General features: G+C 68.0%; 10 protein-coding genes. 9 read left to right on the top strand and 1 reads right to left on the bottom strand.

The annotated features are described in order from the left end of the window. Nucleotides 1–10: 10 nt before the first annotated feature. The 4 genes from VD972_RS30290 (at nt 11) to VD972_RS30305 (ending at nt 7,291) form a co-directional block, all read left to right on the top strand. Entirely contained in the window at nt 11–1,921 is a 1,911-nt protein-coding gene (locus VD972_RS30290; RefSeq protein ID WP_324992251.1) for a protein kinase domain-containing protein, read from the top strand. Nucleotides 1,922–2,024: 103 nt separating this feature from the next. After that, nucleotides 2,025–3,557 (top strand): amino acid permease, encoded by a 1,533-nt coding sequence (locus VD972_RS30295; RefSeq protein ID WP_324992252.1) that lies wholly within the window; start codon nt 2,025–2,027, stop codon nt 3,555–3,557. A gap of 628 nt (nt 3,558–4,185) precedes the next feature. Continuing rightward, nucleotides 4,186–6,540 (top strand): serine/threonine protein kinase, encoded by a 2,355-nt coding sequence (locus tag VD972_RS30300; RefSeq protein WP_324992253.1) that lies wholly within the window; start codon nt 4,186–4,188, stop codon nt 6,538–6,540. A 61-nt stretch (nt 6,541–6,601) separates the two neighbouring features. Further along, the gene (locus VD972_RS30305; RefSeq protein ID WP_324992254.1) at nt 6,602–7,291 is read left to right on the top strand and encodes a hypothetical protein; all 690 of its coding nucleotides are present in this window, start codon (nt 6,602–6,604) and stop codon (nt 7,289–7,291) included. 19 nt (nt 7,292–7,310) lie between these two features. Here VD972_RS30305 and VD972_RS30310 read toward each other — a convergent pair whose 3' ends face one another. Continuing rightward, the gene (locus VD972_RS30310) at nt 7,311–8,111 is read right to left on the bottom strand and encodes a M15 family metallopeptidase (RefSeq protein ID WP_324992255.1); all 801 of its coding nucleotides are present in this window, start codon (nt 8,109–8,111) and stop codon (nt 7,311–7,313) included. 34 nt (nt 8,112–8,145) lie between these two features. Between VD972_RS30310 and VD972_RS30315 the strand changes: the two genes are divergently transcribed. From VD972_RS30315 to VD972_RS30335, 5 genes are all read left to right on the top strand, one after another. Continuing rightward, nucleotides 8,146–9,468 (top strand): hypothetical protein, encoded by a 1,323-nt coding sequence (locus tag VD972_RS30315; protein WP_324992256.1) that lies wholly within the window; start codon nt 8,146–8,148, stop codon nt 9,466–9,468. Then, nucleotides 9,465–10,160 (top strand): hypothetical protein, encoded by a 696-nt coding sequence (locus tag VD972_RS30320; RefSeq protein ID WP_324992257.1) that lies wholly within the window; start codon nt 9,465–9,467, stop codon nt 10,158–10,160. Before VD972_RS30315 ends, VD972_RS30320 begins: the two co-directional genes overlap by 4 nt. Nucleotides 10,161–10,283: 123 nt before the next feature. Beyond that, nucleotides 10,284–11,990 (top strand): hybrid sensor histidine kinase/response regulator, encoded by a 1,707-nt coding sequence (locus VD972_RS30325; RefSeq protein WP_324992258.1) that lies wholly within the window; start codon nt 10,284–10,286, stop codon nt 11,988–11,990. A 37-nt stretch (nt 11,991–12,027) separates the two neighbouring features. Continuing rightward, the gene (gene glgC / locus VD972_RS30330; RefSeq protein WP_324992259.1) at nt 12,028–13,275 is read left to right on the top strand and encodes a glucose-1-phosphate adenylyltransferase; all 1,248 of its coding nucleotides are present in this window, start codon (nt 12,028–12,030) and stop codon (nt 13,273–13,275) included. Nucleotides 13,276–13,288: 13 nt separating this feature from the next. After that, nucleotides 13,289–14,443 carry a hypothetical protein gene (locus tag VD972_RS30335; protein WP_324992260.1) on the top strand — a complete coding sequence of 385 codons (1,155 nt, stop codon included), beginning with the start codon at nt 13,289–13,291 and terminating at the stop codon, nt 14,441–14,443. Nucleotides 14,444–14,449: the final 6 nt, after the last annotated feature.

Genomic DNA, 14,449 nt, shown 5'->3' on the forward strand with positions numbered 1-14,449 from the left:
ATGACGCCCTATGGAAGCGAAGGGACAACGCATTGGTGCCTTCGAGATCGTCCGCCTGCTTGGCGCAGGCGCCATGGGGAGGGTGTACCTGGCCCGGGACAACATGCTGCGGCGAGACGTGGCCCTCAAGCTGCTCAGCAAGGGCACCGATGAGCTCGACCCGGAGCTGCAGGAGCGCTTCCTGCGTGAGGCCCGGGCCGCCGCGCGGCTCATTCATCCCAACGTCGTCCAGATCTTCCAGATCGGTGAGACGGCACGGCACCGCTTCATCGCCATGGAGTACGTGGAGGGCGCCTCGACGCGGCACGTGGCCAGGCAGTCTGGGGGCCGGCTGCCCATGCCCTTCTCCTTGGAGAAGATGCGCGAGGCGGCCGATGCGCTCCGGCTCGCCGCCTTGATGGGCATCTGTCATCGAGACATCAAGCCGGCCAACCTCCTCCTCAACTCGGCGGGAGCGCTGAAGATCACGGACTTCGGGCTGGCGGCCCAGGTCGATCCCTCGGGGACGATCGGCCAGGCCATGGCGCAGATCGAGGGGACTCCCTTCTACATGGGCCCGGAACAGTGGGCGGGCATCACCCCCACCCCGGCCGCGGACATCTACAGCCTCGGCTGCACCTTCTTCCACTTGATCACGGGCAGCCGACCCTTCCCGGCGAATGACTTCTATGGCTCCATGCAGGCTCACTGCAACAGCCCGGTGCCGGATGCGCGCTCTCTGCTGCCGGACCTGGAGCCGACCCTCGCGGAGCTGCTCAAGCGCTGCATGGCCAAGCAGCCCCAGCAGCGGCCCCCGGCCGCGGAGCTCGTCCAGCGGCTCGATGACCTCCTGGCGCGGTGGCGCAGCGCCACCCGCGCGAGAGCCACCCCGCCTCCGATCGTGAGCCCCCCGCCGCCGTCAGCCACTCCCGAGGGCCCCGCCACCGGCCCCGGTACGCACCCCGGCTCGCGCTCGTCTTCGCTCTCCGCCTCCCATTCAAGCTGGCCAGGAGGTGTCTCGTCCTCCTCTCGCTCGAACAGGCTGGGACCTACCTCCTCGTCGATGCTCGAGTCCTCGAGCCGGAACATCGAGGTGCTGGGCCAGCAGAGCTATCACCGGTACTTCGCCCTGAGGGGATACCCCTTTAGCGACATCCGCCAGCCAACCTCCTTCTGGGAGGGAGGCCCATACAGGGCCACCCTGCTCGCCCTCGCCTCGCGGATGGAGGCGGGGCAGCGCCTCAGTATGCTCGTGGGCCCTTCGGGCAGTGGCAGGACCTTTCTCTGCGAGATGCTGCAGCACAAGCTCCCCAGCATCTCCGTCTTCTCGATCGAGCCCCAGCTCCTGATGGGCTCGAAGCTCTTCCTGGCGCTCTGCAGACAGGCCGGCGTCCAGGTCAACCCAGGCTCCAGCCAGCGCTTCCTCACCGAGGCCTTCCTGGCGCAGGTCCTCCAGGACCGGCCCGAGGCCGCGGCCGTCATCGTCGTGGATGGAGTGGACCCCAATGACTCGGAGCTGCTCGCCGAGATCAACAGGATCCTCCAGACCCCGTCGCGGCGGAGGTTCTCCATCGTGCTGGTGGGCACGGAGACGCTCTACGAGAAGCTCGTCCAGAACCACGCGCCCCCAAGCCTGCTCGAGGGCAGCTCTCCCGTGCTCCTGCGCCCCATGACGCAGCAGGAGATGATCGAGTACATCGACTTCCGGATGAGGGCCGTCGGCGGAGTTGCGGGCTTCACCCTCGACACCGCCTCCCGGCAGATCCTGTACCTCCGCAGTGGCGGCCTCCCCCGGCTCGTGAGCGTCTTCTGCCACAACGCGCTCACGCTCGCGATGCTCCGGCAAGAGCGGCAGCCCCGGCTGGACACACTCCGCCTGGCCGTCAAGAGCAAGAGCTACCTCTCGCCTGAGGCCGCGCGCTCCCTGCTCCTGGCAGGCTGAACGCCGGGAAGATCCCATCTTCGCAGCGTTCACTGGCTTGCGCCGGACAGCCGCCCATCTAAGGCGCTTGCCCTGGAGTGTGGCCTCGCAGGAGACTCTCCCCATGCCAGAGCAGCTGGAGGAAGAAGAGGGGGGAGTTTCCTACCGCGCCGTCGACAGCGGTTATTTCGAGAAGCGGACGCTGCGCAAGCACGCGCGCGTCTGGTCTCTCTGGGCTCTGGGCGTCGGCGCCGTCATCTCCGGGCACTTCTCAGGCTGGAACCTGGGGCTGGGCCAGGGCGGGTTCGGCGGGCTGCTCTTCGCGACGGCCGTCATCATGGTCATGTACCTGGGCCTGTGCTTCAGCATCGCCGAGATGTCGCCGGCCCTGCCGCACACGGGGGGCGCCTATTCCTTCTCGCGCACGGCGCTGGGGCCGTGGGGCGGCTTCGTGACGGGCCTGGCGGAGAACATCGAGTTCGTCCTCACCCCGGCCGTCATCGTGTTCTTCATCGGCGCGTACCTGGGCAACATCTTCGGCACGCCCGTGGCGTTCGCACCGGTCTGGTGGCTGCTGTGCTACGCGCTGTTCGTGGGGCTGAACCTGATCGGCGTCGAGGTGTCGTTCCGCTTCTCGGTCTTCATCACGCTGCTGGCGCTCTCGATCCTGGCGATCTTCTACGTGTTCGCGACCCCTCACTTCTCGCTGGACCAGGCGCTCAACATCGGCGGCAAGACGGCAGACGGCAAGCTGTTCGCGGCGCCGGCCGGGACGGCGCAGTGGCTGCCCTTCGGCTGGGCTGGGGCGCTCGCATGCCTGCCGTTCGCCGTGTGGTTCTTCCTGGCCATCGAGCAGCTGCCGCTGGCGGCCGAGGAGTCCCACGATCCGAAGCGCGACATGCCCAGGGGGCTGATCTCCGGCATCCTGACGCTGATCGTCAGCGCCTTCCTGGTGCTGTTCCTCAACTCGGGAGTGGCGGGCGGCGCGGCGGCGATCGGCGCCAGCGGAAGTCCGCTGCTCGACGGGTTCAAGGCGATCTTCACGGGCCCATGGGCCTGGCTGGCCAGCGCCCTGTCGCTGATGGCGGTGGCCGGGCTGATCGCCAGCTTCCATACGATCATCTTCGCCTATGGGCGGCAGATCTACTCGCTGTCACGGGCGGGTTACTTCCCCACCGTCCTTTCCGTCACCCACGGCACGCGCAAGGTGCCGCATGTCGCGCTGATCACCGGCGCGGTGATGGGCTACGTCGTCATGCTGATCGTCTGGTTCGGGGTGGGAGCCACCCGGGCGGAAGGCTTCGTGGGCGGCACGCTGCTGAACATGGCCGTGTTCGGCGCGATGATCTCCTACGCGATGCAGGCGCTGGCCTTCATCTTCCTGCGCGCGAACCTGCCGCACATCGAGCGGCCCTTCCGCAGCCCCTTTGGCGTTCCCGGCGCGGTGCTGACGCTGCTGATCGCGCTGCTGACGCTCTACTTCCAGTTTGCCGACGAGACCTACCGCCATGGCGTCATCGGGGCGGCCATCTGGTACACGGTCTGGCTGGCGTATTTCGCGCTCGTCGGGCGCAAGCGGCTGGTCCGCTCACCCGAGGAGGAGTTCGCAGTCCGTGAGCGGGCCCGCGGCGTCGCGGCCAAGGCGTCGCTCACCTGACGGGAGGAGCTCTCGCCCAGCCGCTTGGCAGGAGCCCGTGAAGGCCCCGGCAGGCCCCATCCTGCGCGCTCTGGCTGGGCAGGATGGGTGCCACGCTCCGAGCCGGAGCTCAGCGCTTCGGGCCGGGAGGGGCCGTCAGACCGAGCTTGGCTGCCAGGTCAGGGTTCTCCCTGGCCCAGCGCCGCGTGAACTCCTCCGCGGGTGACGGCGGCCGAGGCCCCTGTACCTGACGGGCCTGGGTTGTGGTGGGCGCCGGTGCCGGTGGGGTCGGAAGCAACGGGAGCTGCTCCGACTTTTGCCCCCTTTTCTTCAGGGCCACCGAGCGTCCCGGGCGCCCGGGCGAGGCAGGCCTGCCTCGTTTGACAGTGCCACTTTCCGGGACGAGCTGGGCGCTTCCCGCAAAAATCTGCCTCAGCGCGCCTACCGCTTGCTCGACCCTGAGCAATCCCCCAAGACACTCCTGAACTATGGGCAGCAACGCAGGGTTCCCTGCGCTTGGAGCTTTCTTCATGATGAATCCTTCCCGATGAGGCTCCTGTTCGCCTCTGAAGCCGCGCGCTCGTCGGCCTCGGGAGGGACCTTACCTCACTAGTCCACTCCCGTCCCCCGCAGGTAGGATGCGCGCCGAATGGGTCTCCAAACGGGCGAGCAGTTCGGCCGCTATGAGCTGGTGTCCCATCTCGGCCGGGGTGGCATGGCCGAGGTGTGGCGTGCCCGGCTCCTGGGCGAGGCGGGCGTCACCAAGCCCGTGCTCATCAAGAAGGTGTTGCCCGAGTACGCCAACGACGAGGCCTTCATCGCCATGTTCATCAGCGAGGCGCGCATCTCCGCCACGCTGTCGCACGGCAATATCGCCCAGGTCTACGACTTCGGGCGCGTGGATGGGGACTACTTCCTGGCCATGGAGTATGTGGACGGCCAGCCGCTGCACCGCATGTTCAAGCGCGCGCTGCGCTCGGGGATGTCCTCGCTCCCCATCCCCATCGCCGTCTTCATCGCCCTGGAGCTGTGCCGGGGCCTGCACTACGCCCACACCCGCCTGGACAAGAACGGCAGGCCCCTGGGGATCGTCCACCGGGACATCTCCCCGGACAACGTGATCGTCAGCTACGAGGGGCAGGTCAAGATCGTCGACTTTGGAATCGCCAAGGCGCGGGAGCTGCGCGGCTTCAGCACCGAGCCGGGCGTCGTGAAGGGCAAGTACCTGTTCTTCTCCCCCGAGCAGGCCCAGGGGGAGGAAGTGGATGCGCGCACGGACGTGTGGGCCACCGGCATCGTCCTCTACCAGCTGCTGTGCGGCCGCATGCCCGTGGAGGCAGAGACGCCGCATGTGGCGATGCACCGGCTTGCCCGGGGCGAGTTCCCTCGCCCCGTCGCGCTGAGGCCGGAGCTGCCCGCGGCGCTGGACGCCATCCTGATGAAGGCCCTCGCGGTGACTCGGGAGGAGCGCTACGAGTCCAGCCATGCCTTCGGAGATGCGCTGACGGAGTTCCTCTACTCCACCACGCCGCGCTTCTCGGCCCTGTCGCTCTCGCACTTCGTCCAGGAGCTGTTTCGCCAGGATCTGACGAGCCAGGGGCACACCGTGCAGGTGCCTCACTCCTTCCTGGACCAGCTCGCCCAGTGGCGAGGGGATCTGCCCACGGCTCCCATGGCGCCCCTGCCGCTCCAGACACCCGCTGCGCCCCCCTCCGCCATCCCCTCGGCAACCTCCTCCCCTCCCTCGGCCCGCGCGGCGCTGTACGTGGGCGTGGGACTCGGAGCGGCGCTCCTGGGAGCCGCGCTCACGGCCATCCTCTTCGTGAAGGGGGCGGAGCCCCCCTCAACCCCCTCCCCCCACCCGCCGCCCCCCGCTCCGGTGGTGGCCGCCCCCTCTCCCTCGGAGGAAGGCAGCCCGCCCCCCGAGGACACGGCGCCTCCTGCCGAGACGTCCAAGCCCACCACGCCGCAGGAGCCCGAGCTTCCCTACGCACGCGCCTCCGCCTCGTACCCTGTCGCGGCCATCCGGCTCGACGCGCGCAAGGACGTCATCCCCCCACCGGGTGCCGCGGTGGAGCTCACGCTGGAGCCCGGCACCACCTACCGCCTCTCCGAGCCCACGCCCCCCGCGGACAGCCCCCCGCTGTTCTTCTGGCTCTCAGGCTCGGAGCTGCGCGCGAAGGACGGCGTGGGCGTCCTCTCGCAGCGTCCCCTCCAGATCAAAGGAGCGACTGCCTTCAAGGCCTTCGCGATCAGCCCTCTGCCCGAGGGGACGAGGGAGCGCGAGGTGCTGGTGGAGAACGTCCAGGCAAAGACCCGCAAGCGAGTCGCCATCGCGCTGAGCGCCGCGGCCAGCACGCACCAGGCCTTCGAGCTCAAGAACCTGGATCCGGCCTCCGCGTACCAGCTGACGCTGGTGACGCTCGAGGCCGGCGCCTACACCCGGGGTGAGCAGGGAGGAAGGCTGGAGCAGCTGGCCTGCGCTCGACTCTCCGCCCCAGACACTGCCTCCGAGACGGCGGAGCCAGGGCGCTCCCACCGCGAGCAGCAGTTTCTCCTCCGCGCCGGAGCGAGCGTCACCGTGTCGGGCGCCGTCGGTCTCCTCTGCGGCGTCATCGATGACAACCCCACGGACAATCAAGGCGAGCTCCAGATCTCGATCACCCGCACGAGCGGAGGCTCGGAGTGGACCAGCCCTTCACCCTATGCCCTGGTGACCCCCACCAAGAGCAGCGAGGTGCAGAACGCCTTTGATCAGGCGATGCGCCTCTTCGAGGAGAAGCACTACGACCGGGCCGCGATCTTCGTCTCGAGGTGCATCACCCTGGCCCCGGATGATGCGGACTGCCAGCTGCTCGCTGGCGCCACCTACGCCTCGATCCCAGGCCAGCAGGACAAGGCCGCACACCATTACAAGCTCTTCCTGGGCATGGCCCCCGGCCATCCGCGCATTCCGCTGATCAAGCGGCACCTGGGGCAGCTCGCGCAGCAGCAGAGCCCGTGAGCTGTACCCTCAGCCCCCCTCCCAGTCGTAACCTGCCCTCACTTCCTGGAGACAAACACCGATGGCGTATCGGCGACGAAGCACGGTCGTAGGATCACTGCTGGCGCTGGCCCTGAGCATGAGCGCGTGTGTCGAAGGCCCCCAGGGCCCCGAAGGGCCGCAGGGCCCCGAAGGGCCGCAGGGAGACCCGGGGCCCACCGGGCCACAAGGCGGCACACCCGATGCAGGCACGGGCGGCTCGTCGAGCGGCACGCGGCTCAAGCTGAGGGTCTACGCAGGGTCAGATGGGAGCCGCTCGGTGCTCAAGGCCATGACCGTGTCCCAGGGAGGAGTGACGGTGGCCCAGGATGTCTTCCAGGACACGGAGCTCAACACCCGCTGCGTCGCCCTGAATGCGGCCGACGAGCGCCTCCGCTGTCTGCCCTCGACGGACATCGTGATCCGCACCGGCTCCTTTGCCGACGCAGCCTGCAGCATCGCGCTGTTCATTCCCGGGGGAGTGGCCACGCCAGGTCAGACGGCGCGCTTCGCGATCGAGGACATCTCCGGCTTCGTCGTCCCTCCCAATCCGCGCTTCCAGGTCTTCAACGTGGGAAGTGAGCACACGGGGCCGATCTACCAGCAGGGAGCGCCGGAGCCCGGTGGGATTCCCTGCAACCCGGCGACTCGCTCTCCGCTCTACCGTTATTACCTTGCGGGCACCGAGCTCCTCCCGTCGAGCTTCGTGGAGTTCACCGAGCGCTTCGAGTGAACACCGCGACGGGCCGCCATCACTGTCCCGAGCGGGCGGAGGTGGCGGCACAGGCTGGGTCCAGCAGCTCGGGCCGGTACTCGAAGTGCATCGTGTCGTAGTGGTACCAGCGACCTCCCCAGATGAAGCCCTCGGCCTCGAAGGCGTCCACGATGACCTGAGGGATCTGGTTGGCCCAGCGCACGGGCTCCTTGGGCTTCGCCCACTCCCAGTAGTGCGAGCGCTTCACGTTCACGTCGATGGACATGCCATAGGAGTGCGCGCTCTGCCGGTTCGTGTTGGCGATCTTCCGCCACACGAAGGTGCCGCCCAGGTTCTGGAGGTACGGCCGCAGCGAGGGCTCCTCCTTCACCGCCGCCTCGAGCCGCTTCGCCACGCGCTCAAAGGCCGGCGCCGCCTTCCGGTTCACCTTCAGCCGCTGCCCCAGGAAGTCGATGCCCACCACGTCCACCTTCGCCTCGGTGTTGCCATAAGCCGCGTGGAAGAGGGGATCGAACCGGATGCGCCCCGGATCCTCGTTCTCGCGCGTCACCGGCTTGATCGGCCCGGGGGTGTACGGAATGGAGAACGTGTCCTGCAGATCCGGCCTCTCCAGCTTCTCCTCGAAGGACTTCTGCTTGCCGTCGTCCCAGGGATACGTGGTGCCACCCAGCTTGAAGTGCCACGCGCCCTCCACCTTCACGGGCTCTACGGGGTACCACTTCGACAGGCACGCCAGCGCTCGCGGCGGCGCCTCCGCGGGGAGCTCGGCAGCGGCGCGCGCTCCCAGAGAGAGGGAGAGACAGAGAATGGGAAGTGCCCTGTTCGAGGAAAGAGCCACAAGGGTATCGTGCCATGCCCCATGGAGGCTGGACATGGTCATTCCTCGCGAGCTCTCGCTGCTCCTGGCTGTGCCGGTCCTCGTGCTGGTGCTCGGCTGCAAGGGCAAGCCGGATGAAGGCCCCTGGTGCAGCGACTCGCGGCCGCCGGCTGTCGTCCCCTCTCAGTCCGTCACCTGGCACCACGACATCAAGCCGATCGTCGCGGCGAAGTGTGGCGGCTGCCATGTCGAGGGCGGCATCGGTCCCTTCCCCCTCCAGCAGTACGAGGACTTCACCCCCCGGGCGAGCGCCATCGGCACCGCCGTCTTCCAGCGCCACATGCCGCCCTGGCTCGCCGAGCGCTGCTGCGCCGAGTACCGCAACGATCTGTCGCTGACGAACGAAGAGCTGGGCGCCTTCGAGCGCTGGCTGGGCGACGGCATGCCGGAGGGCTCGCCCCAGGACTCCACGACGCCGCCTCCCCTCTCCGGGCTGTCGCGCGTGGACGTGACGGTGGAGATGAAGGAGGACTTCGTGCCCCAGCCTCCCGCGGGCCATGTCGATGAGCTGCGCTGCTTCGTGCTTGACTGGCCACTGGATCGCCCCGCCTACGTCACCGGCCTGAACCCGCGCCCGGGCAACCGCGCCATCGTCCACCACCTGATCGTCGGCGCCGTGTCGAAGGACGACGCCGAGCAGCTCCGCGCGCGCGAGGGCAAGGACGGGCGCCCCGGCTTCGACTGCACCAGCGGCTTCGGCAGCGTCCGCAACATCAAGGTGCTGGGCGGCAGCCTCGTGGGGAGCGACTTCCCGGAGGGGATCGGCACACGCGTCGAGCCGGGCTCGAAGATCGTCCTCAACGTCCACTACAGCATGGCCTACACGCCGGCCACCGCCGACCGCACCGCCATCGAGTTCCGCCTCGATGAGGAGGCGCGCGAGGCCAAGGGCATCGTCATCGCCAACCCGGCCTGGCTCGTGGGGGACGCCATGCGGATCCAGGCGGGCGATCCGGACGCGGCGTTCTGGTTCCACTTCCAGCCCACGGTGTTCACGGGCGGCAAGAAGACGGTGTACCTGCGCAATGTGACGCCGCACATGCACGCGTTCGCCACGCGCTTCACGATGCGCATCCTCCGCGCTGACGGCTCGCGCCAGTGTCTGCTGGAGATCCCCCGGTGGGACTTTGGCTGGGAGCAGCCCTTCTGGTTCGCCCAGCCCATCGAGCTGCACCCCGAGGACGAGCTCTACATCGAGTGCCACTTCGACAACTCCGCCGCCCGCCAGCCTCCCGGACAGGAGCCTCGCGACATCGCCTGGGGCGAGAGCAACCAGGAAATGTGCGTGGGCTTCCTCGCCTTCACGGAGGCGCCGTGAGCCACGAGGCGCTCCTGAGTCTGTGCGCGACGGCGCTCCTGGCGGCAGGCTGCGCCACCCAGAGCGGCTTCGGACGGGCGCGGGTCCTGCCGGAAGACACAGGCGAGTTTGGAGGACTCGCACAGGGAACCATCACCAGCGTCAAGCTCGGCCCGGGAGATCCCGTCCCACTCCCCTGGGTGCAGTTCGGGCTCGGCTACCACGAGGGCCTCGGAAGCGGCCTCGAGGTGGGAGGCCGAGTCTGGGTCTCCTCGCTGCTCAGCGCCACCACGTTCGGCCTCGCGGCGGATGCCAAATATCAGCTGGACCCGGCAGGGGGCCTCGACGACCGATTCGATCTCTCCGTGGGGGCCTCGCTCGCCTACCAGCGCGCCACGCTCGGCGGCTGGCCCTGGCATGGCGCGACGCTCACCGTGCCCCTGCTCTGCGGCTGGAACCTCGGGCGGCACCAGCTCATCTTCGGCCCCAGGGCCGGCGCCGCCTTCGGGACCAGCCAGGGACAGAACCCGCTGCTCCTCGGGTATGGGGGCCTGTCGCTCGCCTTCGCGGCTCAGCTCACCGAGCGCCTCGCGCTCACCCCCGAGCTCGTCTGGCTCCACTCCCCTGTTTCGTTCAACGGCACGCAGGATGACCCCGAGCGCAAGGGTGCGAACCTGCTCGAGCTGGGCCTCGGCCTGGACTACCAGTGGTGAGAGCCCACGCTCTCGAAGAATCCAGGAAAACAAACAAATCACGCCCAATCCCATAGACGGGACTGGCCTCGCCAGGAACCGTTGCCTACAGTGGCGCTACAGATTCGCCGTGGGGGGGGAATCATGAACGACCATGCCGATATGACGCGAGCGGAGCTCACGCGGGCCCTGCTCTCGCTGGAATCCGATCCCAAGGCTCCGAATGAGCTCAGGCACGTGCTTCGGGAACTGCAGCGCCACCAGCTCGAGCTGGAGGTGCAGAACCACGAGCTCCAGGCAGCCCACAAGGCGCTGGAAGAGTCCCGCAACCGGTACATGGAGCTGTACGACTTCGCGCCCATGGCGTGCGTGAGCCTGAACGAGCTCGCGTGCATCCAGGATCTCAACCTCACCGGCGCGGCCCTGCTGCGCCAGGACCGGGCCTCTCTTCAAGGCCTGCCCTTCACCCCCTTCGTGCATCCGTCGGACGTGAGCCGCTTCCTGCTTCACGTGCGCCAATGCATCGCGGGCGAGACCGCCAGCACCGAGCTGCGGCTGCGCATCGAAGGGCGCCAGCTCGAGGTCCGGCTCCACAGCGCTCCGCTCCAGGACGGGGTGTCGCGAGGGCGCATGTGCCGTACGGCCATCCTCGACATCACCGAGCTGAGGCAGATGCAGCTGCGCCTCAGCCTCGTCGAGCGTCTGGCGGCCGTCGGCACGATCGCGGCGGGCATCGCGCACGAGATCAACAACCCGCTCGCCTTCCTCATGGCCAACCTCGAGCTTGCCATGCGTACGTTGCAAGCTCAGGATCCCAAGACACAGGAGCAGGCCCCCCCTGGCTCCAGGGGTGGGAACGCCCTGGCGGACTCCCCGCTCAGGCTCCTGGCTGACTCTCAGTCCGGCGCCGAGCGCATCCGGGACATCGTGAAGGATCTCAGCAGCTTCGCCCGTCCCACCGAGAAGCAGAGCTCCCAGGTCAACGTCCAGCGGGTGCTCGAGCTGTCCGTGAAGATGGCCATGGTCGAGATCCGCCACCGCGCGACCGTCGTTCGAGACTACTCCGAGGCACCGGAGATCGTAGCCGATGGTGCCCAGCTGGGTCAGGTCTTCCTCAACCTGCTGGTCAACGCGGCGCAGTCCATTCCGGAGGGCACGGCCCATCAAAACGAGATCCGTCTGAGGATCCGCGCCTCGGAGCAAGACGTGCTCGTGCAGATCCAGGACACGGGCGAGGGCATGTTCGCGGACGTCCTCGAGCACATCTTCGATCCCTTCTTCAGCACCAAGCCGGCGGGGAGGGCTATGGGGCTCGGCCTCGCCATCAGCCACAGCCTGGTGACCCAGATGGGCGGGAACATCACCGTGGAGAGCCAGCCAGGCCGGGGGAGCACCTTCTCCGTCCGGCTCCCAGCGGCCCCGCCGCTCCGCGCCTCCCCTGCTGTCCTCGCGCCTCGCGAGAAACCGGCCGCCTCCCCACAGCGAAAGAGGATCCTCATTGTGGATGACGAGCCACAGTTCGGGAGGACCCTCCGGATGCTCCTGGCCACAGCGCACGAGGCGACCTACACCCCGAGTGCTCGTGAGGCCCTGACCTGGATCCAGGAGGGAAACCGGTATGACGCCATCCTGTGTGATCTCATGATGGCGGAGGTGACGGGGAGGCAGTTCTATGAGGATCTGTGCCAGCACTCACCAGAGCTGGCCCACCGCGTCATCTTCATGACCGGCGGCGCCTACACCCCCGCATCCCTGGACTTTGTCGCGCGGATGACTGCCCCCCTCCTCACGAAGCCCTTCAAGCCCGTGGAGCTCGAGAAGGTGCTGGGCCCCATGCTGGCGGCGGTTTAGTTGAAGCGAGCCCGTAACTCGTCAATCCTCTGGGATCATGGCCAAGCGCATCCTCGGAATGATCCTGGCCGGTGGCCAGGGAACCCGCCTCGCACCGCTGACCTCCCGGCGCTCCAAGCCCGCGGTGCCCTTCGGCTCGAAGTACCGCATCATCGACTTCGCGCTCAACAACTTCATCAACTCGGGGATCTACTCGATCTACGTGCTGACGCAGTTCAAGGCGCAGTCGCTCACCGAGCACATCCAGCGGGGCTGGCGCTTCGGCAGCTTCCTGTCGGACTACTTCATCACGCTGGTGCCGGCGCAGATGTACCGCTTCGAGGAGCTGGGGCCCGTCTGGTACCGAGGTACGGCGGACGCCATCTACCAGAACCTGCACCTGGTGGAGAACCACGCAGCGGATCACGTGGCCATCTTCTCCGGCGACCACATCTACAAGATGAACGTCGCGCACATGCAGGAGCTGCACGAGAGCCAGCGGGCGGACATCACCATCGCGGCGTACCCGGTGCCGCTGGCAGAGGCGAGCCGCTTCGGCATCATGCAGGTGGACGCTCGGGGCCGGGTGACGGAGTTCCAGGAGAAGCCCCAGGAGAACGCCAAGCCCATCCCAGATCGGCCGGACATGGCGCTGGCCAGCATGGGCAACTACATCGTCCGCCGGCAGGTGCTCCAGGATCTGCTGGAGATGGATGCGCGCGAGGAGGGTTCGCAGCACGACTTCGGCAAGAACATCCTCCCGCGAGCGCTGAAGGACGGGTATGACATCCAGTCGTACGACTTCACGCGCAACCCCATCCCAGGGCGGGACGCGCCGAACACCTACTGGCGGGACGTGGGGACGCTGCAGGCGTACCACGAGGCCTCCATGGATCTGGTGTCCGTGAACCCGGAGTTTGATCTCTACAACCCGGAGTGGCCGCTGCGCACGGCGAACGAGTACAGCCCGCCGGCGAAGTTCGTCCACGAGTCCGGAGATCGGTTAGGCCGGGCGCTCAACTCGCTGGTGGCGGGCGGCTGCATCATCTCCGGCGGCGTGGTGCGTGAGAGCATCCTCTTCCGGTGGGTGCGGGTGAACTCGTACTCGGAGGTGCTGCGCTCGGTGGTCTTCGAGGGCGTGGACATCGGCCGCCACGCGCAGATCAAGAACGCCATCATCGACAAGGACGTGCGGGTGCCGCCCAACACGAAGATCGGCCACGATCTGGAGCAGGACAAGGCGCGCGGCTTCATCCTCGCGGACAACGGCGTCGTCGTCGTGCCCAAGGGCTACAAGTTCGGCTGAGGACTGGCGCGACATGCGGCGGAAGCTCCGAGCAGCGCTCCTGGGAGTCCTGGGCCTGGGGCTCCTCGTGGGCGTGCTCGTGGTGCCGAAGTACCTGCGGGGCCTCTCCCTGGTCGTCCGCGCCGCGGGAATGCAGGAGGGCTGGGCCACCACCCTCGCCGGCTGGCAGACCGTGCCTTTCGAGGTGAGCGATCTCCAGCTCCCCTCGCGGCATGGGCCGCTCCGGGCCCGGCTCTATCGCCCTCGGGAAGCGCGCGGGCACCCGATCGTGCTCACCTCGGGAGTCCACGCGGACGGCATCGACGAGCCGCGGCTGGTGAAGCTGGCGAAGGACCTGGCCACCGGCGGCCAGGGGGTCCTCACCCCCGAGCCGATCGATCTCCTCCGCTATGAGATCACCCCGCGCCTCACGGACATGATCGAGGACGCGGCCACCTGGCTCTCCGCTCAGAAGGAGCTCGCCCCCGACGGGGAGGTGAGCCTGTTTGGCATCAGCTTCTCGGGGGGCCTCTCGATCGTCGCGGCAGGGCGGCCTGGGCTGAAGGAGAAGGTGGCGGCCACCCTCTCGCTGGGCGGCCATGGCGAGCTCGCGCGCGTGCTCTCCTTCCTGTGCACGGGGGTGCTGCCGGACGGCCGCCACCTGAAGCCTCATGACTATGGTGTGGTGGTCATCCTCCTGAACGTAGCCGATCGGCTGGTCCCTCCGGAGCAAGTGGAGCCGCTGCGCGCAGCCATCCGCACCTTCCTGCGGGCCTCCCACCTGACCCTCAGGGACGCGAAGCAGGCGGAGGAGATGTTCGAGGAGGCTCGGAAGCTGCAGGGACACCTGCCCGAGCCGGCCTCGCGCTTGATGGGATACGTCAACACGCGCGATGTGGAGGCGCTGGGCCCACTGTTGCTGCCCCATGTCCGGGCGTTCGCCGCTGAGCCCTCCGTCTCGCCGGAGCTCTCTCCGCCCCCTTTCGCTCCCGTCTACCTGTTGCATGGCGCAGACGACACGGTCATCCCCGCGATCGAGGCCACCCTGCTGGGCCAGGCGCTGCGGCCCCATGCGCCCGTACACGTGCTCCCGACCCCTCTCATCACCCACGCAGAGGTCGACCGAAGCGCCCACTTCAGCGACATCTGGAGCCTCGTCTCCTTCTGGACGCACCTGCTCGACGAATAGGGGGCA

This window comes from Hyalangium sp., assembly GCF_035629615.1.
In the GTDB taxonomy this organism is placed as follows: domain Bacteria; phylum Myxococcota; class Myxococcia; order Myxococcales; family Myxococcaceae; genus Hyalangium.

Excerpts from the sequence above, each read along its gene's own strand:
- VD972_RS30325 (WP_324992258.1), top strand. The coding sequence starts at position 10,284 with ATGAACGACCATGCCGATATGACGCGAGCGGAGCTCACGCGGGCCCTG.
- VD972_RS30335 (WP_324992260.1), top strand. The coding sequence starts at position 13,289 with ATGCGGCGGAAGCTCCGAGCAGCGCTCCTGGGAGTCCTGGGCCTGGGG.
- glgC (WP_324992259.1), top strand. The coding sequence starts at position 12,028 with ATGGCCAAGCGCATCCTCGGAATGATCCTGGCCGGTGGCCAGGGAACC.
- VD972_RS30290 (WP_324992251.1), top strand. The coding sequence starts at position 11 with ATGGAAGCGAAGGGACAACGCATTGGTGCCTTCGAGATCGTCCGCCTG.
- VD972_RS30300 (WP_324992253.1), top strand. The coding sequence starts at position 4,186 with ATGGGTCTCCAAACGGGCGAGCAGTTCGGCCGCTATGAGCTGGTGTCC.
- VD972_RS30295 (WP_324992252.1), top strand. The coding sequence starts at position 2,025 with ATGCCAGAGCAGCTGGAGGAAGAAGAGGGGGGAGTTTCCTACCGCGCC.
- VD972_RS30315 (WP_324992256.1), top strand. The coding sequence starts at position 8,146 with ATGGTCATTCCTCGCGAGCTCTCGCTGCTCCTGGCTGTGCCGGTCCTC.
- VD972_RS30305 (WP_324992254.1), top strand. The coding sequence starts at position 6,602 with ATGGCGTATCGGCGACGAAGCACGGTCGTAGGATCACTGCTGGCGCTG.